We start from the raw sequence: 24,888 nt of genomic DNA on the forward strand, positions 1-24,888 counted from the left end.
GCCGCCAGCGCGCCAGCATGTTTCCCCCCACCGGCCCTGCCCACTGGAAATGGCAGGGCCCCCGAATGCCTGAACCGATGAACCGCCCGTACAACTTCTCCGCCGGCCCCGCAGCCATCCCCGCCGAAGTCCTCCAGCAGGCCGCCTCAGAGATGCTGGACTGGCACGGCAGCGGCATGGGCGTGATGGAAATGAGCCACCGGGGCAAGGAGTTCATCTCGATCTACGAACAGGCCGAGGCGGACCTGCGCGAGCTGCTCGCCGTTCCCCAGAACTTCAGGATCCTGTTCATGCAGGGCGGTGGCCTGGCAGAGAACGCGATCGTGCCGCTGAACCTCTCGCGTGCAGCGACGGTGGACATGGTGGTGACCGGCAGCTGGAGCCAGAAGTCGTTCAAGGAAGCGCGCAAGTACGCGTCCGAGGTCCACGTGGCGGCATCGGCGGAGGACAGCGGCTTCACCACCCTGCCCGACCCGGCGAGCTGGCAGCTGAGCCGCGGCGCGAGCTACCTGCACCTGTGCAGCAACGAGACGATCCATGGCATCGAGTTCCACGAGCTGCCGGATCTGCGCGCGCTGGGCAGCGATGCGCCGCTGGTGATCGATTTCTCGTCGCACGTGGCCTCGCGCCCGGTGGACTGGTCGCGCGTGGGCCTGGCATTCGGCGGCGCGCAGAAGAACCTCGGCCCCGCCGGCCTCACACTGGTGGTGGTGCGCGAGGATCTGCTGGGCCATGCGCTTCCGGCCTGCCCGAGCGCCTTCGACTACAAGGTGGTGGCCGAGAACCAGTCGATGTTCAACACCCCGCCCACCTGGGGCATCTACATGGCGGGCCTGACCTTCCAATGGCTCAAGCGCCAGCGCGAGGGAGAGCTGTCCGGCATCGCGGCGATGGAGCAGCGCAACATCGCCAAGGCCCGCCTGCTCTACAACTTCATCGACCAGTCGCAGTTCTACGTGAACAAGGTGTCGCCGAACGCGCGGTCGCGCATGAACATCCCCTTCTTCCTGCGTGACGAAACGCGCAACGAAGCCTTCCTGGCTGGCGCCAGGGAGCGGGGTCTGCTGCAGCTCAAGGGCCACAAGTCGGTGGGCGGCATGCGTGCGAGCCTCTACAACGCCATGCCGCTGGCCGGCATGGAGGCGCTCGTGGCCTACATGCAAGAATTCGAACAGCGCAGCGCCTGAAACGGCGCGCCGCGCCCTACCGCCCGCTGCCCGCAGCCCGACCGATCCATGTCCCAATCCCCTCAAGCGTCCCCCGATCTCGCCAGCCTGCGGGTACAGATCGACAACATCGACCAGCAGCTCCTGACCCTCCTGAACCAGCGCGCGCTGGTGGCCGAGCGTGTCGGCGAAGTCAAGAAGCGCGAAGGTTCGCCCTTCTTCCGTCCCGATCGCGTCGCGCAGGTGATCGAGAAGATCCAGACGGCCAATCCGGGGCCGCTCAAGGGTGCCCATGTGGCGGCGATCTGGCGCGAGATCATGTCCGCCTGCCTGGCCCTGGAGTCGCCCCAGCGCGTGGCGGTGCTCGGCCCCGCCGGCACGTTCTGCGAGCAGGCGGCCGTGGAATTCTTCGGCGGCGCCGCCGACCTCATGTACTGCGCCAATTTCGACGAGGTATTCCATGCCACGGCGGCAGGCAGCGCCCAGTACGGCGTGGTGGGCGTGGAGAACTCGGTGGAAGGCGTGGTCACGCGCTCGCTCGACCTCTTCCTGCACACGCCCTGCCACGTGGTGGGCGAGGTGAGCCTGCTGGTGCGACACAACCTGCTGCGCCTGTCCAATTCACTCGAGGGCATCGAGGCCGTGCTGGCCCATCCCCAGGCGCTCGCGCAATGCCAGGCCTGGCTGTCCAAGCACCTGCCGCACGCGGAGCGCCGCCCGGTTTCCAGCAACGCCGAGGGCGCGCGGCTGGCGGCGGGCAATCCGGCCTGGGCCGGCATCGCCAGCGAGCGCGCCGGCACGCAGTTCGGCCTGCACCTGGTGTCGCATGCCATCCAGGACGACGCCTACAACCGCACGCGCTTCGCCATCATCTGCCTGCCGCACACGCTGCAGACGCCGCCGGCCTCCGGCAAGGACTGCACCAGCCTCGTCGTGTCCGTGCCCAACCGCCCGGGCGCGGTGCACGACCTGCTGGTACCGCTCAAGACGCACGGCGTTTCCATGACCCGCTTCGAGTCGCGCCCGGCGCGCACGGGCCAGTGGGAATACTATTTCTACATCGACCTCGACGGGCATCCCAGCCAGCCCCACGTGGGCAAGGCCCTGGAGGAGCTGCGTTCGCTCTGCGCGTTCTACAAGGTGCTCGGCACCTATCCGGTGGCGCCGTGACGGACGCGGGCACTCCGGTATTCGAGCAGCTCGGCCTGCTGGGCTGCGGGCTGATGGGCGGATCGTTCGCGCTGGCGATGAAGAAGGCCGGACTGGTCAAGCGCGTCGTCGGCTACAGCAAATCGCCCTCCACCACCGACCGTGCGCGCCAGCTCGGCGTGATCGACGTCGAGGCGCCGTCCGCACTGCTCGCGGTCGCGGGTGCGGACATCGTGCTGCTGGCCGTGCCGGTGGCGGCGACGGAATCCACGCTCAAGGCGATCAAGCACCTGGTCACGCCCAGGATGCTCGTCATGGACGTGGGCTCGACCAAGGCCGACGTGGTGCAGGCGGCGCGCGGCGCGCTGCGCGACCAGTTCGGATCCTTCGTTCCGGCCCACCCGATCACCGGCAGCGAATCCTCCGGCGTGGAGCACGCGCAGGCGGATCTCTACGCGGGACGGCAGGTGATCCTCACCCCCACCGAACGCACGCTCACCGACCAGCTCGGCAAGGCCGAGGCCGTCTGGAGCGCGCTGGGCTGCCGCGTGCGCAGCATGTCGCCCGAGTCGCACGACGCGGCCTTCGCCGCCGTGAGCCACCTGCCGCACCTGCTCGCGTTCGCGATGATCAACAGCATCAATGCGCAGCCCGAGGGGGACGTGTTCCTATCGCTCGCAGGCCCCGGCTTCCGAGATTTCACTCGGATCGCGGCCAGCGACCCGAAGATCTGGCGCGACATCCTGCTGGCCAACCGCAGCGAACTGATCGCCCAGTCGCGCCATTTCACCCAGGCGCTCCAGCAGATGGAGCAGGCCATGCAGCAGGGCGACGGACAGGCGCTCGAAGACCTCATCACCCTCGCCAGCGAAACCCGCGCGCACTGGCGCATGGGCGCCCGCCGCGCCTCCTAGACGCCCACAGCCGATGTACAGCACCGCGTTCCTCGACCTCCCTCCCCTGGACACCGCCGGCGGAGCCGTGCGGCTGCCGGGCTCCAAGAGCATCTCCAACAGGGTCCTGCTGCTGGCGGCCCTGAGCGAGGGGACGACGGAAGTCCACGACCTGCTGGCCTCCGACGATACGCGCGTGATGCTGGACGCGCTGCGCGAGATCGGCTGCGGCGTCGATGAAGGTGCGGCCGCGCAGGGCACGGTGCGCATCACCGGCCTGGGCACGGCCCCGGCGCACTCCCCTGCGAAGCTCTTCCTCGGCAATGCGGGCACGGCCATGCGGCCGCTGACGGCGGCGCTGGCCCTGCTGGGCGGCGAGTTCGAGCTGTCCGGCGTTCCACGCATGCACGAGCGCCCGATCGGCGACCTGGTGGAGGCGCTGCTGCAGCTCGGCTGCCACATCAGCTACCTGGGCAATCCCGGCTTCCCGCCGCTGCGCATCGCGCATGCGGGCGGCGTCCCGCCGCTGGCCCTGGACGCGCCCGTGCGGGTGCGCGGCGATGTATCCAGCCAGTTCCTGACCGCCCTGCTGATGGCCCTGCCCCTGGTGGCGCGCGAGAAGGACGTGGTGATCGAGGTGGTGGGCGAGCTGATCTCGCGCCCCTACATCCACATCACGCTGCAACTGCTGGAGCGCTTCGGCATCGCGGTGCGGCACGACGACTGGCAGCGCTTCACCATCCCGGCCGGAAGCCGCTACCGCTCCCCGGGCACGATCCACGTCGAGGCCGATGCCTCCTCTGCCAGCTATTTCATCGCCCTGGGCGCGCTGGCGGCCCCGGCGCCCGGCCAGGAACCGCTGCGCATCCTCGGCGTGGGACTGGATTCGATCCAGGGGGACATCCGCTTCGCCGAGGCGGCCCGCGCCATGGGCGCGGAAGTCACGGGCGGCCCGAACTGGCTCGAAGTACGCCGCGGCGCCTGGCCCCTGCGGGCGGTCGATCTCGACTGCAACCATATTCCCGACGCGGCCATGACGCTGGCCGTGATGGCGCTCTACGCCAAGGGCACGACCACGCTGCGCAACATCGCGAGCTGGCGCGTGAAGGAAACGGACCGCATCGCGGCCATGGCGCAGGGATGCCGGCGCCTGGGCGCCACCGCCCTGGAAGGCCCGGACTTCCTGCGCATCACTCCGCCCGCCTCGCCGGGCGACTGGCGCGCGGCGAGCATCCACACCTACGACGACCACCGCATCGCCATGTGCTTTTCGCTGGCGGCGTTCAACCCGGCGAAGCTCCCGGTGCGCATCGAGGATCCGAAATGCGTGGCCAAGACTTTTCCGGACTATTTCGAGGCGCTGTTCTCGGTCGCCGGAACACCCCTGGAACACGTTCCCGTGATCTGCATCGACGGCCCCACGGCGTCGGGCAAGGGGACGGTGGCGGCAGCGGTGGCGCAGCGGCTGGGCTACCGCTTCCTGGACTCGGGCGCGATGTACCGCATCACCGCACTGGCGGCGCTGCGTGCCGGGCTGTCCACCGACGCGGCCCACCAGGACCGGATCGCGGCCCTGGCGCGCACCCTGCCGGTGCGGTTCGAGTCCGGCCGCATCTGGCTGGGCGGAGACGACGTGACGGACGCCATCCGCACCGAAGAAGCCGGCATGAACGCCTCCCGCGCCTCGGCCCTGCCACCGGTCCGCGAGGCTCTGGTGGCGCTGCAGCACGGCTTCCGGCGCCTGCCGGGGCTGGTCGCGGACGGCCGCGACATGGGCACCGTGATCTTCCCGGGCGCGGCGTTGAAGGTCTATCTCACGGCCAGCGCGGCCTGCCGGGCGGAGCGGCGCCATAAACAGTTGATTTCAAAGGGAATTTCAGCTAATATCGAAGACCTTCGCGCAGATCTGGAGGCGCGCGACGTCCGGGACAGCACCCGGCCGGTCGCGCCCCTCAAGCCTGCGCAGGATGCGCTGGTGCTGGACAACTCCCTGCTGTCGGTCGAAGAGGCCGTCGAGCAGGTGCTTGCCTGGTGGCAGCAGCGACAGCCCTTCGCGCCCCCCGCGCAGGACTGAACCGGGCCCGCAAGGCTTCCTGCCGCGCCTGCAGCGCACGGCCTTGCGATGTGTTCAACCCCAACCGTGGCCACCCGCCACACAACCTTCCGCAGGCAACGATAGAAACGCCGGCAATGGTGCCGGCGGAAACGCGCCCGCGGACTTAGGAAATACATGTCTGAATCTTTTGCCGCCCTTTTTGAAGAGTCCTTGACGCGCACCGAAATGCGCCCGGGCGAAGTCATCACCGCAGAAGTCGTGCGCGTCGAGCACAACTTCGTCGTGGTGAACGCAGGCCTCAAGTCCGAAGCCTACGTGCCCCTGGAAGAGTTCAAGAACGACAAGGGCGAGGTCGAAGTCCAGGTGGGCGATTTCGTCTCCGTGGCCATCGGCTCGATCGAGAACGGTTACGGCGACACGATCCTGTCGCGTGACACCGCCAAGCGCCTGGCTTCCTGGCTGGCGCTGGAAAAGGCCCTGGAATCCGGCGAGTTCGTCACCGGCACGACCAGCGGCAAGGTCAAGGGCGGCCTCACCGTCCTGGTCAACGGCATCCGCGCCTTCCTGCCCGGTTCGCTGATCGATACGCGTCCGATCAAGGATCTGACGCCGTACGAGAACAAGACCATGGAATTCAAGGTCATCAAGCTCGACCGCAAGCGCAACAACGTGGTGCTGAGCCGCCGCGCCGTGGTGGAGGCCTCCATGGGCGAAGAGCGCGCCAAGCTGATGGAAACCCTGAAGGAAGGCTCCATCGTGCAGGGCGTGGTCAAGAACATCACCGAATACGGTGCGTTCGTGGACCTGGGCGGCATTGACGGCCTGCTGCACATCACCGACATGGCATGGCGCCGTGTCCGCCATCCCTCCGAGGTGGTGCAGGCCGGCCAGGAAATCACTGCCAAGATCCTGAAGTTCGACACCGAGAAGAACCGCGTCTCCCTGGGCCTGAAGCAGATGGGCGACGATCCATGGCTGGGTGTGTCGCGCCGCTACCCCTCGGGCACGCGCCTGTTCGGCAAGGTCACGAACATCGCCGACTACGGCGCGTTCGTGGAACTCGAGCCCGGCATCGAAGGCCTGGTGCACGTCTCCGAAATGGACTGGACGAACAAGAACATCGCCCCGTCCAAGCTCGTTTCGCTGGGTGACGAAGTCGAAGTCATGGTCCTCGAGATCGACGAAGACAAGCGCCGCATCAGCCTGGGCATGAAGCAGTGCAAGGCCAACCCGTGGCAGGAGTTCGCTCAGAACACCAAGCGCGGCGACCGCGTGAAGGGCCCGATCAAGTCGATCACCGACTTCGGCGTGTTCGTGGGCCTGGCGGCCGGCATCGACGGCCTGGTGCACCTGTCCGACCTGTCCTGGAACGAGCCCGGCGAAGCCGCCGTGCGCAACTACAAGAAGGGCCAGGAAGTCGAGGCGATCGTGCTGGCCGTGGACGTGGACCGCGAGCGCATCTCCCTGGGCATCAAGCAGCTCGACGGCGACCCGTTCACCACCTTCGTGACGGTGAACGACAAGGGCCAGACGGTGACCGGCAAGGTCAAGACCGTCGATGCCCGCGGCGCCGAGATCGACCTGGGCGAAGACATCGTGGGCTACCTGCGCGCTTCGGAAATCTCCCGCGACCGCGTGGAAGATGCCCGCAACGTGCTGAAGGAAGGCGACGAAGTCACGGCCGTGGTGGTGAACGTGGATCGCAAGACCCGCAACATCCAGCTGTCGATCAAGGCCAAGGACATGGCCGACGAGCAAGGCGCCATGGCGTCCCTGTCGCAGCAATCGGCCCGCGAAAGCGCCGGCACGACCAGCCTGGGCGCACTGCTGCGCGCCAAGCTGGACAACTCCGACAAGTAATCGGAACCTGAGCCCGCAAGGCAGAGAAAGGCCGTGCCTGCACGGCCGCAAGCGGCGGGCGCCTTGTGCGCCCGCCGCTTTTTTCCAAGTGCGCATCCCGACCCATGCCCCAGCGCCGCGCACAACGCCGGCGCTGGGGCATGGACCACATTTTTCGCCACCCCCTTGGCGCCACAGACCGGACCCCATGACCCGATCAGACCTCGTCGAAGAACTTGCCGCCCGTTTCGGCCAGCTCACGCAGCGCGATGCCGAAGCCGCCGTCAAGACCATCCTGGATGCCGTGGGCGATGCGCTGGTGCGTGGCCATCGCATCGAGGTGCGCGGGTTCGGCAGCTTTTCGGTCAACCACCGGCCGCCGCGCATGGGACGCAACCCCCGCAGCGGCGAGGCCGTGCACATCCCCGAGAAGCGTGTTCCGCATTTCAAGCCGGGCAAGGCCCTGCGCGAGGCGGTGGACCGGCGTACCGCCGAGATGGGTATCGGCACCGCAGCCGACACATCCGACGCCGCCTGACGGAGCACGCCGCACCATACCCGGCGCACGCGAGGGGGTCGGGCATGACCGTAGAATCCTCCCACCATCGAGGAGACGCATGGCATGAAGTATTTCCTGTGGCTGCTCAAGGCAGCCATTTTTTTCACCCTCTTCGCCTTCGCGCTGAACAACCAGCAGGACGCGACGGTGCATTTCTTCTTCGGCACCCGCTGGACCGCGCCGCTGGTGCTGGTGGTGCTGTCCGCCTTCGCCGTGGGCGTAGCCGTCGGCGTGCTGGGCATGGTGCCCCGCTGGTGGAAGCATCTTCGCGCCGCGCGCCGCGCGGAAGCGGCGCTGCCAGCCTCGCCCGCCTCCGCGCCTGCGTCCGCCGCTGCGCCGGGCAGCGCCGCTCCCGTCACCGATCTGCAGCAACAGCCGCCCATCCATGGAATTTGACCTGAGCTGGCTCCTGCTGGGGCTTCCGCTGGCGTTCGTGCTGGGCTGGCTCGCTTCGCGCTTCGACCTGCGCCAGCTGCGCCAGGAGAACCGCCGCGCGCCCAAGGCCTATTTCAAGGGGCTGAACTACCTGCTCAACGAACAGCAGGACCAGGCGATCGACGCCTTCATCGAGGCGGTGCAGAACGACCCGGACACGTCGGAGCTGCATTTCGCGCTCGGCAACCTGTTCCGCCGGCGCGGCGAATACAACCGCGCGGTGCGCGTGCACGAGCACCTGCTGTCCCGCGGCGACCTGAGCCGGGCCGACCGCGAGCGTGCCCAGCACGCGCTCGCGCTGGACTTCCTCAAGGCCGGCCTGCTGGACCGCGCCGAGGATGCGCTGCAGCGGCTCGAAGGCACGCCCTTCGAAAGCCAGGCCCGCATGGCCCTGCTGGCCATCTACGAACGTTCGCGGGACTGGCCACAGGCCACGGCGATCGCGCGCAAGATGCACGGATCCCACCAGGGCGATTTCAGCGCCCGCCAGGCCCACTACCTGTGCGAGCAGGCACTGGCGCGCGCAGCCCAGGGCGATCTGGACGCGGCACAGGAGCAGTTCGAGGAAGCACGGGCGGCAGCGCCCGATGCGCCGCGCCCGCGCATCGAGCTCGCGCGCCTTCAACAGCGCCGCGGCCATGCCGAAGCGGCCCTGGCCACGCTACAGGAGCTGGCGCGGCAGTCGCCCGCCGCGCTGCCGCTGGCCGCGCCGCTGCTGATCGAACTGGCGGCCGCGACCGGACGCCAGGGCGAGGTGCTGCATTTGCTGCAGGAGCACTATGCCCGCGCGCCCTCGCTGGACGTGCTCGATGCGATCGTGGCCATGGAGGCGGCCGCGGACGTTCCCGGCCGACAGCCTCGCGACTGGTATGTGCGCCATCTGGACAAGGAGCCTTCGCTGGTCGCCGCCGCCAAATGGCTGTCGCAGGAGAAGCTCGAACACGAGGACTTCCATCCGCAGGTCCAGCGGGCGCTCGACCAGGCAGCGAAGCCGCTCACGCGCTATCGATGCGCGGCCTGCGGATTCGAGGCGCGGCAGCATTTCTGGCAATGCCCGGGCTGCCAGAGCTGGGACAGCTACCCGGCGCGGCGCGTCGAGGAGCTGTGAAAGCGTGCTCGCCGTCCAGGCCGCCTCCTCCGCGAGGTGCGCCGATTCTCCGTAGCCTGCTCGGGTTTTCATAGCGGCTTGCGCGGGCCTTCCCCGTAGAATGGTCCGCACATGCCCCTGATCCTCCTCGTCCTCCTGCCATTCGCCGGCAGCCTGCTCGCGGCACTGCTGCCTGCGAACGCGCGCAACGCCGAATCGACGCTCGCTGGCGCGGTGGCGCTGTTCTGCGCGGTGCAGGCGGCACTGTATTTTCCGGAGGTGGCAGCGGGTGGCGTGGTGCGACAGGAGATCGCCTGGCTGCCCTCGCTGGGGCTGAACCTGGTGCTGCGCATGGACGGGTTCGCCTGGATGTTCTGCATGCTGGTGCTGGGCATCGGCTCGCTGGTGGTGCTGTACGCGCGCTACTACATGTCGGCCGCCGATCCGGTGCCGCGCTTCTTCTCGTTCTTCCTGGCCTTCATGGGCGCCATGAGCGGCGTGGTGCTCTCGGGCAACCTGATCCAGCTGGTGTTCTTCTGGGAGCTGACCAGCCTTTTCTCCTTCCTGCTGATCGGCTACTGGCACCACCGCAAGGACGCCCGCAGCGGCGCCCGCATGGCGCTCACCGTCACGGGCACGGGCGGGCTGTGCCTGCTGGCGGGCGTGCTGGTTCTGGGCCACGTCGTGGGCAGCTACGACCTGGACCGCGTGCTTGCGGCAGGCGACCTGGTCCGCGGCCACCCCCTCTACCTGACGGCCCTGGTGCTGGTGCTACTGGGTGCACTCACCAAGAGCGCGCAGTTCCCCTTCCATTTCTGGCTGCCCAATGCCATGGCGGCGCCCACGCCCGTGTCGGCCTACCTGCATTCCGCCACGATGGTGAAGGCCGGCGTCTTCCTGCTGGCGCGCATGTGGCCCGTGCTGGGCGGGACGGAGCCGTGGTTCTGGATCGTGGGCGGCGCGGGCGTATGCACGCTGCTCGTGGGTGGATACGCGGCCATGTTCCAGCATGACCTGAAAGGGCTGCTGGCCTATTCCACGATCTCCCACCTGGGCCTCATCACCCTGCTGCTGGGCCTCAACAGCCCCCTGGCGGCGGTGGCGGCGGTCTTCCACATCATGAACCACGCGACCTTCAAGGCGTCGCTCTTCATGGCGGCGGGGATCGTGGACCACGAGAGCGGCACGCGGGACATCCGGCGCCTTTCGGGGCTGCGGCGCATGATGCCGGTGACCTCCACGCTGGCGATGGTCGCCAGTGCGGCGATGGCAGGCGTGCCGCTGCTCAACGGCTTCCTCTCCAAGGAAATGTTCTTCGCGGAGACGGTGTTCCTGGAAGCGTCGCCCTTCATCGCGACGGCCCTGCCCGTGGCCGCCACGCTGGCCGGGGTCTTCAGCGTGGCGTACTCGCTGCGCTTCACGGTGGATGTGTTCTGGGGACCGAAGGCAGAAGACCTGCCGCGGGAGCCCCACGAGCCGCCGCACTGGATGCGCGTGCCGGTGGAGCTGCTGGTGCTGGCCTGCCTGGTGGTGGGCACGCTGCCGGCCTGGTCGGTCGGCCGCTACCTGGCCGCCGCGGCACTGCCCGTGGTCGGAGGCCAGCTGCCCGAATACAGCCTCGCGATCTGGCACGGGTTCAACACGCCGTTCGCCATGAGCCTGGTCGCACTGGCCGGAGGCACCGCGCTCTACCTGCTGCTGCGCCGCCAGCGCGAAGCTGGCAGGATCGACGCGCCACCGCTCATCTACCGCGTGAGCGGGCGCCGCATCTTCGAGGCCCTGCTCACGCTGCTGACACTGGCCGGCTACCGCGGTCGCCGCATGCTGGGCACGCCGAGGCTGCAGTGGCAGATGCTGTGGCTGGTCTGCGCGGCGCTCGTGGCGGGGACGCTGCCGCTGTGGTCCCGCGGCCTGCAACTGGGCGACCGGGGCACCCTGCCGCTGTCACCGGCCTTCGTGGCGATCTGGGCGGTGGGGTCGGTCTGCGCCGTCGCGGCGGCCTGGCAGGCCAAGTACCACCGGCTGGCCGCCCTCACCCTGCTGGGCGGTGCAGGGCTGTGCACCTGCATCACCTTCCTGTGGTTCTCGGCGCCGGACCTCGCGCTGACGCAGATCGTAGTGGAGATCGTGACCACCGTGCTCGTGCTGCTGGGGCTGCGCTGGCTGCCCCGGCGCGACGAACGCCTGCGCGAGCTGGCGCCGGCGGTGGGGCTGCCCCGGCTGCGCCGGGCCCGCGACCTGCTGATCTCGCTGGCTGCCGGCGGCGGGCTGGGCTGGCTGGCCTATGTGATGATGAGCCGGCCGTTCCCCGAGAGCACGTCCACGTTCTTCCTGGAACGCGCCCAGACCGAGGGCGGCGGCACCAACGTGGTCAACGTGATGCTGGTCGATTTCCGCGGTTTCGACACCTTCGGCGAGATCGTGGTGCTGGGCATCGTCGCGCTGACGGTGTATGCGCTGCTGCGGCGCTTCCGGCCCGCTCGCGAGACCATGGACCTGCCCGAGCAGCAGCGCAACATGCCGGCCGACCTCCAGACCGACCTGCTCAACCCGCGCAATGCCACCGACACCGCCGTCGGCTACCTGATGGTGCCCGCCGTGCTGGTGCGGCTGCTTTTGCCCTTCACGCTGCTGGTGTCCTTCTACATGTTCATGCGCGGCCACAACCAGCCCGGCGGCGGTTTCGTGGCCGGCCTGGTGCTGTCGGTGGGCCTGCTGCTGCAGTACATCATCTCGGGCACGCAGTGGGTGGAGGCGCACCTGGCGCTCTGCCCGCGGCGCTGGATCGCCACCGGGCTGCTGTTCGCGACAGGCACCGGCGTCGGTGCCCTGTTCTTCGGCTATCCGTTCCTCACCAGCCACACCGCCCACCTGGACCTGCCCGTGGTGGGCGAGATCCACGTGGCCAGCGCGCTGTTCTTCGACATCGGCGTGTTCTCGCTGGTCGTGGGCGCCACGCTGCTCATGCTCACGGCCATCGCCCACCAGTCGGTGCGGGGCCACCGCTACCATGCGCGCCTTGCCGAAGAGCGAGAGGCCGAGGAGTCGGCTCAGTCGGAGGAAGCGGCTCAGGCCACCGAGAACAAGGCCTCGGGGGCGCTGCGGGCAGAGCCGGGCGGGGCCGCCGCCACCGCACCGGGAGGGAACCGCTGATGGAAATCGTTCTGGCCGTCGCGATCGGCGTGCTCGCGGGCTCGGGCGTGTGGCTGGTGCTGCGCCCCCGGACCTTTCAGGTCATCATGGGACTGGCCCTGCTGTCCTATGCGGTGAACCTGTTCATCTTCAGCATGGGCCGCCTCGGCCTGGCCGTGGGCAAGGAACCGGTGCTGGCCAGCGGCGTGCCGCAGGATCTGCTGCACTACGCCGACCCCATGCCGCAGGCGCTGGTGCTGACGGCGATCGTGATCGGATTCGCCATGACGGCGCTCTTCCTGGTGGTGCTGCTCGCCTCGCGCGGCATGTCCGGCACCGACCACGTGGACGGAACGCAGTCGCGCGACGTGCAGGAGATGCCATGACAGGCACGCGCACGAACCGCCCGCGCACCGGAGGACGTCCATGAACGCGGCCGTCCAGCAACAGTTCGCGCAGTGGATGTCGGCGGTGATGCCGCACCTGATGCTCGCGCCCATCATGCTGCCGCTCCTGACCGCGGCGCTCATGCTGCTGCTGCGGGAGGAGCGCCAGCGGCTCAAGCTGGGCATGAACCTGCTGTCCACGCTGGCCGGCCTGGGCATTTCGCTCGCGCTGCTGTTCTGGACGCACCTGGGGGGCAAGCCGGCCACGCTGGGGGTGTACCTGCCCGGGAACTGGCCGGCGCCCTTCGGCATCGTGCTGGCGCTGGACCGGCTCTCCGCCCTGATGCTGGTGCTCACCAGCTTCGTCGCGCTGTGCTCCATCGTCTTCGCCGCGGCGCGCTGGCACCGGGCGGGCGTGCACTTCCACCCGCTGTTCCAGTTCCAGCTCATGGGGCTGGCCGGGGCCTTCCTCACGGCGGACCTGTTCAACCTGTTCGTGTTCTTCGAGATCATGCTGGCCGCCTCGTACGGGCTGCTGCTGCACGGATCGGGCCGCACGCGCGTGCAGGCGGGCCTGCACTACATCGCCATCAACCTGGCGGCGTCCTCGCTGTTCCTGATCGGCGTGTCGATGCTTTACGGCATCACCGGCACGCTGAACATGGCGGACCTCGCGCAGACCATTCCCCACGTGGCGGATGCCGACCGGGGCCTGCTGCACGCCGCCGCGGGCATTCTCGCGACCGCCTTCCTCATCAAGGCGGCGGTGTGGCCCCTGAACTTCTGGCTGGCACCCGCCTACAGCGCCGCCAGCGCGCCTGCAGGGGCCCTGTTCGCGCTCATGACGAAAGTGGGGGTCTATACCATCCTGCGCCTGTGGACGCTGATGTTCGGCACGGAGGCCGGCGCATCGGCGCTGTTCGGCAGCCTGTGGCTCATCGGCGGCGGCCTCGTCACCATGGCGTTCGGCGCGATCGGCATGCTGGGATCGCAGCGCATCGGCGTGCTGGCCGGCTATGCCGCAATCCTGTCCTCGGGCACGCTGCTGGCGGCAGCGGGCTTCGGGCAGAACCTGCTGACGGCGGGCCTGCTGTTCTACCTGCCGAGCTCCACGCTGGCCATCAGTGCCCTCTTCCTGCTGACCGACCTGATCGACCGGTGGCGCAACGACGGCGCCACGCTTGCTCCGCACGAGCTGGATGACGATGCCCCGTTCCTCACGCCCGAGCTGGTGCCTGCCGGGCGCATGAACCTCGACGAGCAGGAGATGGTGCTGGTCGGGCGGGTGATCCCCGCGGCCGCGGCGATGCTGGGGCTGGCCTTCCTGCTGTGCACGCTGGTGATTTCCGGTCTGCCGCCGCTCTCGGGCTTCGTCGGGAAGTTCGCGATGCTGACGGCGCTGCTCAACCCGCTGGGGCTGCATGCATCGGGCGGCGTGCGCACCGGCACCGTGGGCTGGCTGCTGTTCGCGATGCTGATCGGCACGGGGCTGATGGCACTGCTGTCGCTCACGCGCACCGGGATGCGCCACTTCTGGACCACGCACGACCGGCCCGCGCCCCAATTGCGCGTGCTGGAAGGCATTCCGATCGCGATGCTGCTCGCCGCCTGCGTCGGCCTGACACTGCAGGCCGGGCGCGTCATGGACTTCACAGTGGCCACGGCGAACGCGCTGCATGCGCCGGGCGGCTACATCGACGCCGTGATGTCGGCCCGCCCGAAGCCGGGACCGGCCACGCCCGAACGCGCCGGAGCAGGCGCTGCGGTGCGCAGGCCGCAGCCGCAGTCCTCCCCGGCGGCAGACCCTGCGGCGGTCGATGTCGCTGCGCGGCAGGCAGCCGCCACGAAGGCCGTGCCATGATGAAGCGCCTGTTTCCCGCCCCCCTGCTGTCTGTCGCGCTGGCCGGCATGTGGCTGCTGCTGAACCACTCGCTGAGCGCCGGGCAGCTGATCCTCGCGGCCATCGTGGGCGTTGCGATCCCGCTGCTCACGCGCGGGCTGCGCCCGCTGCCGGTGCGCGTGCGCCGCCCGGGCATGGTCGTGCGGCTGGCGGTATCGGTACTGGTGGATACCACCCTGTCCAACCTGAACGTGGTGCGCTTCCTGGCCTTTCCCTCGCAGCGCAGGCACCCGCCGGGGTTCGTGCAGATCCCGCTGGACCTGCGCGATGCCAACGGCCTCGCGGTGCTGGCGGTGATCGTCTGCATCACGCCGGGCACCTCGTGGGCGGAGCTGTCGCTGGACCGCTCCGTGCTGATGCTGCACGTGCTGGAGCTCGACAGCCCGCAAGCCGTGATCGACCACGTCAAGCAGCGCTACGAGCGCCCCCTGATGGAGATCTTCGAATCATGACCACCAGTCCCGTGCTGTCCTGGGCCCTGCCCATCGCGCTGGCCATGCTCGCGCTGGCCATCGTTTTAGCGCTGGTGCGTATCCTGAAAGGGCCTTCGGCCCAGGACCGCGTGCTGGCGCTGGACTGCATGTACCAGAGCGGCATGCTGGCCATGCTGGTGCTGGGCATCTACTACGGCAGCACCAACTACTTCGAGGCGGCGTTGCTCATCGCGCTGCTGGGGTTCGCGAGTTCCACCGCGATGGCGAAGTTCCTGCTGCGCGGCGAGGTGATCGAATGACGGCCACCCTGCCCCTGTGGGCCGAGATCGCCGTGGCCGTGCTGGTCGTGGCGGGCGCGGCCATCGCGATGCTGGGCTCGCTGGGCCTGCTGCGGCTCAAGACGTATTTCGAGCGCGTGCATGCGCCTTCCATCATCGCCACCATGGGCTGCTGGTGCATCATGCATGGCACGCTGCTGTATTTCTCGGTCGCGGGCCACGGGCTGGCACTGCACCCGCTGCTCATCGCCCTGTTCGTCGCGGTGACGGTGCCGGTCACCAACATCTTCCTCATGCGCGCCGCCCTGTTCCGTGCGCGGCGCGCGGGCCGGGACGTGCCGCCCAGCCTCAGCCGCCGGACGGACGCCACCGCCTTCCAGCGCGATTCCTGACGGCCACGGGCGGCGGGCGGCGGCCCCGTGCAGGGCCCGCACGCCCCGGCAGCGATCAGCCCGCGCCGCCGAATCCACCCCCGCCGGGTGTGTGGATCTCGAACACGTCGCCCGCCTGCATTTCTGCCTGGCCGATATGGTCCAGTACTTCCACGCTTCCGTCCGCCCGCACGACCCGGTGCACGCCAGGCTGGCCGGCCGCGCCGCCGGCCATGCCGAAGGCCCCGGACCGCCGGCCGTTGGAAAGGATGCTTGCCGTCATCGGCTCCAGGAAGCGGATGCGGCGCACCCCACCGTCACCGCCGCGCCAGCGTCCGGCGCCGCCCGAGCCGGGCCGCAGCGCAAAGCTCTCCAGCCGCACGGGAAAGCGGAATTCCAGCACTTCCGGATCAGTGAGGCGCGAATTGGTCATGTGGGTCTGCACCACGCTGGTTCCGTGGAAGCCGCCCGCCAGCGCCCCCGCGCCATCGAAGAGCCCGCCCGCGCCGCTGCCGCCGGCGACGGTCTCGTAGTACTGGAACCGCTCGTTGCCGAAGGTGAAGTTGTTCATGGTGCACTGGCTGCCCGCCGATACCCCCAGGGCACCGAGCAGCGCGTTGGTGATGCAGGTGGAGGTCTCCACGTTGCCGGCCACCACCGAGGCCGGGGGCAGCGGGTTCAGCATGGAGCCCTGGGGAATGACGACCTGCAGCGGCTCGAGGCAGCCCGCGTTCAGGGGAATGTCGTCGTCCACCAGGCAGCGGAAGACGTAGAGGACCGCGGCCATGCATACCGCGGTGGGCGCGTTGAAGTTGTTCGGCTGCTGCGGCGAGGTACCGGTGAAGTCGATCACCGCGCTGCGCTGCGCGGCATCGATGCGCACCGCGACCTGGATGCGCGCGCCGTTGTCCAGGGGCAGCATGTAAGTGCCCTCGGGAACGCGCGCGGCCAGCCGCGCGATGGCCCGGCGCACCGACTCCTCCGCGTTGTCCTGCACATGGCCCATGTAGGCCTGCACGACGGGCAGGCCGAACTGCGCGACCATCCTGCGCAGTTCCTGCGCGCCCTTCTCGTTGGCGGCGATCTGCGCCTTCAGGTCGGCGAGGTTCTGCTGCGGGTTGCGGGCCGGGTACTCGCCGCCGGACAGCAGGGCGAACATCTCCGCCTCGCGCAGCACGCCGTCCTCCACCAGCTTGACGTTGTCGATCTGCACGCCCTCTTCCTCGATGCGCGTGGAAAAGGGTGGCATCGAACCCGGCGTGGCACCGCCCACGTCCGCATGGTGGCCCCGGCTGCCCACGTAGAAGGAGGGCCGGCCGGGCTCCGCCTCCGCCCCCTCCTCCAGGTACACGGGCGTGATCACGGTGATGTCCGGCAGGTGCGTTCCGCCATGGTAGGGGTCGTTGAGCACGTACACGTCCCCGGGCCGCATGCGGCCGGCGTTGCGCGCGATCACCGTGCGGATGCTCTCGCCCATGCTGCCCAGGTGCACGGGCATGTGGGGCGCGTTGGCGATGAGATGGCCTTCCGCATCGAACAGCGCGCAGGAGAAGTCCAGCCGCTCCTTGATATTGACCGAATGGGCGGTATTCTGCAGCTGCAGCCCCATCTGCTCGGCGATGTTCATGAACAGGTTGTTGAAGACCTCCAGCAGCACCGGGTCCACCGTGGTACCTGCCGCGTGGCGCAACGCGCGGCGGACCTTGCGCTCCAGCACCAGATGGTCCTGCGCGGTGAGGCGGGCCTCCCAGCCGGGCTCCACGACGGTCGTGGAGGTGCGCTCCGCGATGATGGCGGGGCCCTGCAGCACGTCGCCCGGACGCATGTCGTCGCGAACGACCAGCGCCGCATCGTGCCAGCGCGCGCTGCCATCCGCCCCCTCGGTATAGACGCGCACCGTGCTCCGGCGCGGCACCTCGCGCGGCGGATGGAGCGGATGCAGGCTCTCGGCCGGCGCTTCGCCCGGCGCGATGGCCTCCACCGACACGGCCTCCACCACCATCGCCCGGCCCGCCATGAGGAAGGCGAAACGCTGCCGGTAGGCGGCCTCGAACGCGGCCCGGACTTCTGCCGGCGTGCCGAAGGGGACGGCCAGCGCGGTGTCCGATCCGGCATAGCGCACGTGCACCCTGCGCAGCACCGAGGCCTCGCCCGCCTGCACGCCCAGCCCCTGGGCGTGCAGTTCCTCCTGCGCACGGGCGGCCAGCAACGCCAGGGCATCTTCCACCGCCGGCCACTCCTGAGGGTCCAGCGGCACTTCCAGCGCCTGCTCGCGAATCACGCTCTGGTCCGCCAGGCCCATGCCGTAGGCCGACAGCACGCCGGCCAGCGGATGCACGAAGACGCGCTGCATGCCCAGCGCATCGGCCACCAGGCACGCATGCTGCCCGCCCGCCCCGCCGAAACACTGCAGCGTGTACGCGGTGATGTCGTAGCCGCGCGCGACCGAGATCTTCTTGATGGCGTTGGCCATCTGCTGCACGGCGATCCGGATGAACCCGTGCGCCACGTCCTCGGGCGGGCGGCCCGTGCGGGTGGCCCACCCGCCGAAACGCTCGCGCACCACGTCCGCATCGAGCGCGGCATCGCCGGACGGGCCGAACACCTGGGGAAAGTGCGCGGGCTGGATCTTGCCCACCATCACGTTGGCATCGGTCACGGCCAGGGGCCCGCCGCGCCGGTAGCATGCCGGGCCCGGATGCGCGCCAGCGCTCTCGGGGCCCACGCGGAAGCGCGCGCCGTCGTAGTCCAGCAGGGAGCCGCCGCCCGAGGCCACGGTATGGATGCCCATCATGGGTGCGCGCATGCGCACGCCGGCCACCTGCGTCTCGAACTCGCGCTCGAACTCTCCCGCGAAATGGCTCACGTCGGTGGAGGTGCCCCCCATGTCGAACCCGATCACCCGGTCGAAGCCTGCCGCCACGGCCGTTCGGGCCATGCCCACGATGCCGCCTGCGGGGCCCGAGAGGATCGCGTCCTTGCCCTGGAAGCGCCGCGCATCCGCCAGCCCGCCGGACGATTGCATGAAGTAAAGGGGCACGCCCGGCATCTCGGCCGCGACCTGCTCCACGTAGCGCCGCAGGATGGGCGAAAGGTAGGCGTCCACCACGGTGGTGTCGCCGCGGCTGACGAACTTCATCAACGGGCTGGTGCCATGCGAGGTGCTCACCTGCGTGAAGCCCGCCTCGCGCGCGAGCCGTGCCGCCACGGCTTCGTGCGCGGTGAAGCGCCATCCGTGCATGAACACGATGGCCACGCTGCGCAGCCCCGCGTCGTACGCCGCCCAAAGGCGCTCGCGCAGGTGCGCCTCGTCCAGCGGCTGTTCGACCTCGCCATGCGCACCCACGCGCTCCTGGGCCTCGATGACGCGGCTGTAGAGCAGCTCGGGCAACACGATGTGCCGGTCGAACAGGCGCGGCCGGTGCTGGTAGGCGATGCGCAACGCATCGCGGAAGCCCCGCGTGGTCACCAGCAGCGTGGGCTCGCCCTTGCGCTCCAGCAGGGCGTTGGTGGCCACCGTGGTGCCCATCTTCACGCATTCCACGCGGTCGGGCGTGACCGGCGCGCCGGGCGGCAGCCCCAGCAGGTGGCGGATGCCCGCCACGGCCGCATCGCGGTAATGCTCGGGGTTTTCCGACAGCAGCTTGTGGGTGGCCAGGACGCCGCCGGGCCCGCGCCCGACGATGTCCGTGAAAGTGCCTCCGCGGTCCACCCAGAATTGCCAGCTGTTTCCTGCCATAGTGCTCCTCGTCCAGATTCCGGCTTTGCGGCGCGTGCATTCACGGCCTCCGATTTCCATAATGTAGGTGCCCGCAGGGATCATGCCCGGTCCTGCTCCCGTTTCCATCCCCCCATGCCCCCCATGCATACTGCCGCCCCAGCCGCTTCCCGAACGCTTCTGCTCGACGCCACCGAGCCTCGCACGCTGGACGAATGGCTCGCGCGATTCAGCGCGCCGGACTGGCAGGGCCGTTTCGTGGAAGGCTGGCTTTTCGAAGGCCCCGAGGCACGGCGCGCGGCCGAGGAGCGGCTCGCGGCAGCCGGCGTGCACGCACGTCTGCGCAGCGCCTACAAGCCGCTCGCGCACTGGTTCATCGAAGAGCTCCCGGCCGGCCCCGGCGGGGAGCGCCCGGTGGCCGCCGTGGTGCGCTATCCGGTCCATCCCGGTGCAGGCACGCAGCGCTTTCTGCTGGAGGCCTACCCGCTGGCCGCGCTGGTTCCAGGCTGCGAAATGTCCTTCGAGGCCGGCAAAAGCGGGCTGCATTACGAGATAACCCTGGCCTTCGCCGGCGGGGCGACGCAAACGCACCGGGTTTTCGCACCGAACCACCTGCGGCCCGATGTGCTGGGCGTGCCCCAGCTCTGCCCCGCCGGCTGGCTGCGCGCAGGCCGCTCCGAAGGCGCGGGCGACCTGCTGGACGCGGCCCAGGCCACGGAATTCGAGAACCTGTTCTGGCGCGCGGTGCAGGCCGTGCAATCCCATCCGTGGCCGCAGCAGGAGCCCTACTTCGAGCGTCTGGACCTGCGCGTGGACCTGCCCGGCTACGAGTGCCCGCTGGACGTGCCCAACGAATGCATCAGCACCTTCGAGGCGCTGCACGAGGACCTGTACTTCGGGATGCTCGAGCTCTTCCAGCGCCACGCGGGCCGGTCGCCGGGTGATCGCCTGCTGCAGCCGGGGCAGCTCGTGCCCGACGTCCGGGCGTGCGCCCCCGGAGCACCGCCGCGGGTGCGGGTCGAGGCACGGCCGTTCGACACGGCCGCGCAGGATGCCGCCGCATGGAACGACACCGATGCCGGGCAACCGCTGGAATCCCTGGACAAGCCCCCCCCGCCCGACCGCATCGCGCAGGAGCTGGAGCAGTTGGGTGGCGAACCCTTCGGCGCACACTCGCGCCAGGGGCGGGGCGTCTGGGGGCGCTACCTGCGCGGCAGCCGCGCGCCCGTGCTCGTGAGCGGGGGCCAGCACGCCAACGAGACATCCGGAGTGGTCGGCGCGCTGCGGGCGGCCCGGGCGCTGGCGGCACAGCCGGGCGCCCACTTCGCGCTGCTGCCGCTGAAGAATCCCGACGGCTATGCGCTGCACCGGGAGCTGGGTGCCCACCACCCGAACCACATGCACCATGCCGCGCGCTACACCGCACTGGGCGACGACGTGGAGTACCGCGAGAGCGCGCCCTGGTACGAACGCGAGGCCCTGGAGCGGGGCCTGGCGCTCTCCGGCGCACGGCTGCACCTCAACCTGCACGGCTATCCGGCACACGAATGGACGCGCCCGCTCACCGGCTACGTTCCGCGCGGCTTCGACCTGTGGACCATTCCCAAGGGGTTCTTCCTCATCCTGCGCCACCACGCCGGCTGGGAAGCGCGCGGCCGGGCCTTGCTGAAACGCGTGGTCGCCGAGCTGCTGCAGGTGCCCGGGCTGGCGGAATTCAACGCCCGGCAGATCGCCCTGTACCAGCGCCATGCAGGAACGCTGCCGTTCGAGCTCATCGACGGCACTGCCTGCGTCCAGTCGGAAGTGCAGCGCGGTGCCCCCGTCACGCTCATCACGGAGTTTCCCGACGAGACCATCCATGGGGAGGATTTCCGCTTCGCCCACGCGGTGCAGTGCGCCGCGGTGCTGGCGGCGGAGCGGGCCTGGCAGGACATCATGGCCGACAGGCGGCCTGGCACGGGACATGCATAGCACCAGGGCGATAAGGGGGCATCCGGGTCGCACCCGGGATGCCCTTCCCTGGTGCCCCGCTTACATTCGATGCGCCCCTGGCGGCCTGCATCGGCGTTCGCGCGGTGCCGGGCCGTACCCTTCCTGGATGACCTTTCCTTCCGGAGCACCTATGCAGCGCAGAGCCGTTCACCTCCTTGCCCTCGCCCTGGCCGGCGTCCTTTGCGCGGTGCCCGCCGCCGCGCAGGTCCGCTGGGACCTCGCCGCCGCGTACCCGGCCACCAACTTCCACACCGAGAACCTGATGCAATTCGCCAAGGACGTGGAAGCCGGAACCGGGGGCAAGCTGCGCATCACGGTGCACGCGAACGCATCGCTCTTCAAGGCCAACGAGATCAAGCGCGCGGTCCAGGGTGGCCAGGCGCCGGCCGGAGAGATCCTGCTGCCCAACTTCGAGAACGAGAACGCCGTGTTCGGCGCGGACGGCATCCCGTTCCTCGCCACCTCGTATGCCGAATCCCGGCGCCTGTACGAAGCGCAGAAACCCGTGCTCGAGCGCCTGCTCGGCGCGCAGGGCATGCGCCTGCTCTACACGGTGGCCTGGCCGCCGCAGGGCATCTACACCAAGAAGGAAATCGCCTCCGTGGCGGACCTGCGCGGCATCAAGTGGCGCGCATACAGCCCTGCCACGGCAAAAATAGCCGAGCTCATCGGCGCGCAGCCGGTGACGATCCAGGCCGCGGAACTCTCGCAGGCGATGGCCACCGGCGCGGTGGAATCGATGATGACCTCCGGCTCCACCGGCTACGACAGCAAGCTCTACGAGAGCATCAAGTATTTCTACGACACGCAGGCCTGGCTGCCGAAGAACGCCGTCATCGTGTCGCGCAAGGCCTTCGACGCGCTCGACAAGCCCGCGCAGGACGCGCTGCTCAAGGCCGCCGCGGAGGCCGAGGCGCGCGGCTGGAAGCTGAGTGCGGACAAGAACGAGTGGTACAAGAAAGCGCTGGCCGACAAGGGCATGAAGATCCTGCCGCCGCCGGCCAAGCTCACTGCCGACCTGCGCCAGGTGGGCGACGTGATGCTGGCCGACTGGCTGCGCAAGGCAGGCCCGGACGGCGAAGCGATCATCGCGGCCTACCGCAAGTCCGCACCGGCCGCCGCGGCGAAGTGAGGCGGCCGTGCGTCGCTTCCTCGACCGGCTGTACCTCGCGGCAGGCGCCCTGGGCGCCGCCTGTGTCGCTCTGATCTGTGCGCTCATGATCGCCCAGAGCATCCTGCGCGAGTCGGGCGTGCGCACCGGCGCGCTGAACGACGTGGTCGCCTGGCTCTGCGCGGCCGCCGCCTTCTTCGCCATGGCCCATGCCTTCAAGCACGGGGATTTCGTGCGCGTCACCCTGCTGCTGGAAAAGCTGCCGCCACGCCCGCGCCGCGCTTTCGAGCTGGCAGCGCTCGCCATCGGCACGGTGGCGACGGCTTACCTCGCCTGGTCCGCCTGCCTGTTCACCTACGAGAGCTGGGAATTCAACGACGTGGCCCAGGGCCTGCTGCCGCTCCCGATGTGGATTCCACAGCTGAGCTTCGCCATCGGCTCGGTGCTGCTGCTGGTGGCCGTCCTGGACGAATTCCTCATCGTGCTGCGCGGCGGTACCCCGAGTTTCGTGCGCGCGATCGAGGAGCGCCATGCGCGCGGGGATTTCTCCGCCGACATCTGAGGCACACCGCCGTCGCTCCTCCCCCCTCCCCGCCACCGTTTCCGAGAATCGAAGCTGCGCCGTGCGCGGCAGAAAGACCAGTGCCATGGACATCCTGATGGTGGGCGGCATCCTGTTGCTGCTGATGATCGTGCTGCTCGCGGGCGGCGTCTGGATCGCGATGACGCTGGCCATCTGCGGATGGGTCGGGCAGGCCTTCTTCACCAGCACCCAGCCCGGCAAGAACCTGTTCTCTGCCTTCTGGGAGAGCAACGCGAGCTGGGAACTGGCCGCGCTGCCCCTTTTCATCTGGATGGGGGAGATCCTGTTCCGCACGCGGCTGAGCGAGGAGATGTTCGAAGGGCTGCAGCCCTGGCTCAACCGGGTGCCGGGCCGGCTGATGCACACCACCATCCTGGGCTGCGGCATCTTCGGTTCGGTGTCGGGATCCTCCGCCGCCACCTGCGCCACCATCAGCAAGGTCGCCCTGCCGGAACTGCTGCGGCGCGGCTACGACGAGCGCCTGGCACTCGGCTCGCTGGCCACCGCCGGCACGCTGGGCATCCTCATCCCGCCCTCCATCACCATGGTGGTGTACGCGGTGGCCGCCGATGCCTCCATCATCCGCATCTTCCTGGCGGGCTTCCTGCCGGGGCTGCTGCTCATGCTGCTCTTCTCGGGCTACATCGGCTGGTGGAGCCTGCGGCATCCCGAACGGGTACCGGCCGCCGACCCGCCCACCACGCTGCGCCAGAAGATCCGGCAGTCGGGCCACCTCATCCCCGTCACGGTGCTGATCGTGTTCATCGTGTGGGTGCTGGTCGCGGGCTACGCCACGGCCACCGAGTGCGCGGCCTTCGGCGTGGCGGGATCGCTGGGCCTGGCCCTCTGGAGCCGGTCGCTGACCTGGCAGAATTTCTGCGAAGGCCTGATGGGCGCGACACGCACCAGCTGCATGATCATGTTCATCCTCGCGGGCGCGGCCTTCCTCACCAAGACCATGGCCTTCACCGGCATACCGCGTGAACTGGCCGAATGGGTCGAATCCATGCACCTGCCGCCCTATGCCCTGATCGCGGTGCTCACGATCGTGTATCTGGTGCTGGGCACCGCGCTCGACGGCATCAGCATGATCGTGCTCACCAGCGCGGTGGTGCTGCCGATGATCCAGAAAGCCGGCTTCGACCTGGTGTGGTTCGGCATCTTCATCGTGCTGCTGGTGGAGATCGCCGAGGTCACGCCGCCGGTGGGATTCAACCTCTTCGTGCTGCAGAACATGACGGGCAAGGACAGCAACACCATAGCCCGCGCGGCCATCCCGTTCTTCGCATGCCTGGTGGTGTGCATCGCGCTCATCACCCTCTTCCCGCAGATCGTCACCGTGCTGCCGGACCTGGTGATGGGCAAGGACGGAGGGTGAACCCGGGGCGCGTCCGCGCGTCCTGACATACTCGGGGGCATGCTGCTCAACATCGCCGTCATCTGCCTGGCCGCCTGCGTCGGCGCCCTGATGCGCTGGGGATTCGCGCTCTGGCTCAACCCGGGCGGGCTCATTCCCTGGGGCACGCTGGCCGTGAACCTCATCGGGGGCTACTGCATCGGCATCGCGCTGGCGGTGTTCACCAGCCGTCCCGACATCGATCCCGCGTGGCGCCTGCTGGTGGTCACCGGCTTCCTGGGAACGCTCACCACCTTCTCGAGCTTTTCCGGCGAAGTGGTCTCCATGCTCATGCAGCAGCGCTTCGGGCTGGCGTTCGGCACCATCGCGCTGCACCTGGGCGGTTCGCTGGCCCTCACCTGGGCCGGCATGCGCTCGGCGCTGTGGTGGCTGGCCCGCTGAT

At 69.2% G+C, this 24,888-nt stretch carries 20 protein-coding genes; 19 read left to right on the plus strand and 1 reads right to left on the minus strand.

Annotated features, from left to right (window positions below; genetic code table 11):
- The first annotated feature begins 77 nt into the window (after nt 1-77).
- The 14 genes from serC (at nt 78) to BLR05_RS17280 (ending at nt 15,706) form a co-directional block, all read left to right on the plus strand.
- Nucleotides 78-1,187: a 3-phosphoserine/phosphohydroxythreonine transaminase gene (gene serC / locus BLR05_RS17215; RefSeq protein WP_092836432.1), complete on the plus strand. Its 1,110-nt coding sequence runs from the start codon at nt 78-80 to the stop codon at nt 1,185-1,187.
- Nucleotides 1,188-1,235: 48 nt separating this feature from the next.
- Nucleotides 1,236-2,336 (plus strand): prephenate dehydratase, encoded by a 1,101-nt coding sequence (pheA, locus tag BLR05_RS17220; protein WP_092836435.1) that lies wholly within the window; start codon nt 1,236-1,238, stop codon nt 2,334-2,336.
- Nucleotides 2,333-3,229, plus strand: a complete 897-nt coding sequence (locus BLR05_RS17225; protein ID WP_092836438.1) for a prephenate dehydrogenase — start codon at nt 2,333-2,335, stop codon at nt 3,227-3,229. Before pheA ends, BLR05_RS17225 begins: the two co-directional genes overlap by 4 nt.
- A 13-nt stretch (nt 3,230-3,242) precedes the next feature.
- A complete protein-coding gene (locus BLR05_RS17230) occupies nt 3,243-5,282 on the plus strand; it encodes a bifunctional 3-phosphoshikimate 1-carboxyvinyltransferase/cytidylate kinase (RefSeq protein ID WP_092836441.1) in 2,040 nt (679 codons plus the stop codon).
- 156 nt (nt 5,283-5,438) lie between these two features.
- Complete coding sequence (gene rpsA, locus BLR05_RS17235; RefSeq protein WP_013594401.1) at nt 5,439-7,124, plus strand: 30S ribosomal protein S1; 1,686 nt, start codon at nt 5,439-5,441, stop codon at nt 7,122-7,124.
- A gap of 187 nt (nt 7,125-7,311) precedes the next feature.
- Nucleotides 7,312-7,641, plus strand: coding sequence for an integration host factor subunit beta (locus tag BLR05_RS17240; protein WP_092836443.1), 330 nt, complete (start codon nt 7,312-7,314; stop codon nt 7,639-7,641).
- Nucleotides 7,642-7,725: 84 nt separating this feature from the next.
- Nucleotides 7,726-8,058, plus strand: coding sequence for a LapA family protein (locus BLR05_RS17245; protein ID WP_092836448.1), 333 nt, complete (start codon nt 7,726-7,728; stop codon nt 8,056-8,058).
- Nucleotides 8,048-9,205 (plus strand): lipopolysaccharide assembly protein LapB, encoded by a 1,158-nt coding sequence (lapB, locus tag BLR05_RS17250; RefSeq protein ID WP_092836451.1) that lies wholly within the window; start codon nt 8,048-8,050, stop codon nt 9,203-9,205. Before BLR05_RS17245 ends, lapB begins: the two co-directional genes overlap by 11 nt.
- 111 nt (nt 9,206-9,316) lie before the next feature.
- Nucleotides 9,317-12,337 carry a monovalent cation/H+ antiporter subunit A gene (locus tag BLR05_RS17255; protein WP_092836455.1) on the plus strand — a complete coding sequence of 1,007 codons (3,021 nt, stop codon included), beginning with the start codon at nt 9,317-9,319 and terminating at the stop codon, nt 12,335-12,337.
- Nucleotides 12,337-12,702, plus strand: coding sequence for a Na+/H+ antiporter subunit C (locus tag BLR05_RS17260; protein ID WP_092836458.1), 366 nt, complete (start codon nt 12,337-12,339; stop codon nt 12,700-12,702). The genes BLR05_RS17255 and BLR05_RS17260 overlap by 1 nt, the downstream gene beginning before the upstream one ends.
- 40 nt (nt 12,703-12,742) lie before the next feature.
- Complete coding sequence (locus tag BLR05_RS17265; protein ID WP_092836461.1) at nt 12,743-14,563, plus strand: monovalent cation/H+ antiporter subunit D; 1,821 nt, start codon at nt 12,743-12,745, stop codon at nt 14,561-14,563.
- On the plus strand, nt 14,560-15,054 hold the full coding sequence (locus tag BLR05_RS17270; RefSeq protein ID WP_092836463.1) for a Na+/H+ antiporter subunit E: 495 nt from the start codon (nt 14,560-14,562) through the stop codon (nt 15,052-15,054). Before BLR05_RS17265 ends, BLR05_RS17270 begins: the two co-directional genes overlap by 4 nt.
- Complete coding sequence (locus BLR05_RS17275; protein WP_092836466.1) at nt 15,051-15,335, plus strand: K+/H+ antiporter subunit F; 285 nt, start codon at nt 15,051-15,053, stop codon at nt 15,333-15,335. Before BLR05_RS17270 ends, BLR05_RS17275 begins: the two co-directional genes overlap by 4 nt.
- Nucleotides 15,332-15,706 carry a monovalent cation/H(+) antiporter subunit G gene (locus tag BLR05_RS17280; RefSeq protein WP_092836469.1) on the plus strand — a complete coding sequence of 125 codons (375 nt, stop codon included), beginning with the start codon at nt 15,332-15,334 and terminating at the stop codon, nt 15,704-15,706. The genes BLR05_RS17275 and BLR05_RS17280 overlap by 4 nt, the downstream gene beginning before the upstream one ends.
- Before the next feature lie 55 nt (nt 15,707-15,761).
- On the opposite strand, the gene BLR05_RS17285 is transcribed toward BLR05_RS17280, so the two are convergent.
- Nucleotides 15,762-19,424, minus strand: a complete 3,663-nt coding sequence (locus tag BLR05_RS17285) for a hydantoinase B/oxoprolinase family protein (RefSeq protein ID WP_092836472.1) — start codon at nt 19,422-19,424, stop codon at nt 15,762-15,764.
- A 123-nt stretch (nt 19,425-19,547) separates the two neighbouring features.
- Between BLR05_RS17285 and BLR05_RS17290 the strand changes: the two genes are divergently transcribed.
- The 5 genes from BLR05_RS17290 (at nt 19,548) to crcB (ending at nt 24,887) form a co-directional block, all read left to right on the plus strand.
- A complete protein-coding gene (locus tag BLR05_RS17290) occupies nt 19,548-21,374 on the plus strand; it encodes a M14 family metallopeptidase (RefSeq protein ID WP_092836475.1) in 1,827 nt (608 codons plus the stop codon).
- Nucleotides 21,375-21,525: 151 nt separating this feature from the next.
- A complete protein-coding gene (locus tag BLR05_RS17295) occupies nt 21,526-22,527 on the plus strand; it encodes a TRAP transporter substrate-binding protein (protein ID WP_092836478.1) in 1,002 nt (333 codons plus the stop codon).
- 7 nt (nt 22,528-22,534) lie between these two features.
- Nucleotides 22,535-23,068 carry a TRAP transporter small permease gene (locus tag BLR05_RS17300; RefSeq protein ID WP_092836481.1) on the plus strand — a complete coding sequence of 178 codons (534 nt, stop codon included), beginning with the start codon at nt 22,535-22,537 and terminating at the stop codon, nt 23,066-23,068.
- Nucleotides 23,069-23,153: 85 nt separating this feature from the next.
- Nucleotides 23,154-24,467, plus strand: a complete 1,314-nt coding sequence (locus tag BLR05_RS17305; RefSeq protein ID WP_192883902.1) for a TRAP transporter large permease — start codon at nt 23,154-23,156, stop codon at nt 24,465-24,467.
- Nucleotides 24,468-24,506: 39 nt separating this feature from the next.
- The gene (gene crcB, locus BLR05_RS17310; protein ID WP_092836484.1) at nt 24,507-24,887 is read left to right on the plus strand and encodes a fluoride efflux transporter CrcB; all 381 of its coding nucleotides are present in this window, start codon (nt 24,507-24,509) and stop codon (nt 24,885-24,887) included.
- Nucleotide 24,888 lies beyond the last annotated feature (1 nt).

The organism is Paracidovorax cattleyae, assembly GCF_900104515.1.
GTDB lineage: Bacteria > Pseudomonadota > Gammaproteobacteria > Burkholderiales > Burkholderiaceae_C > Paracidovorax > Paracidovorax cattleyae.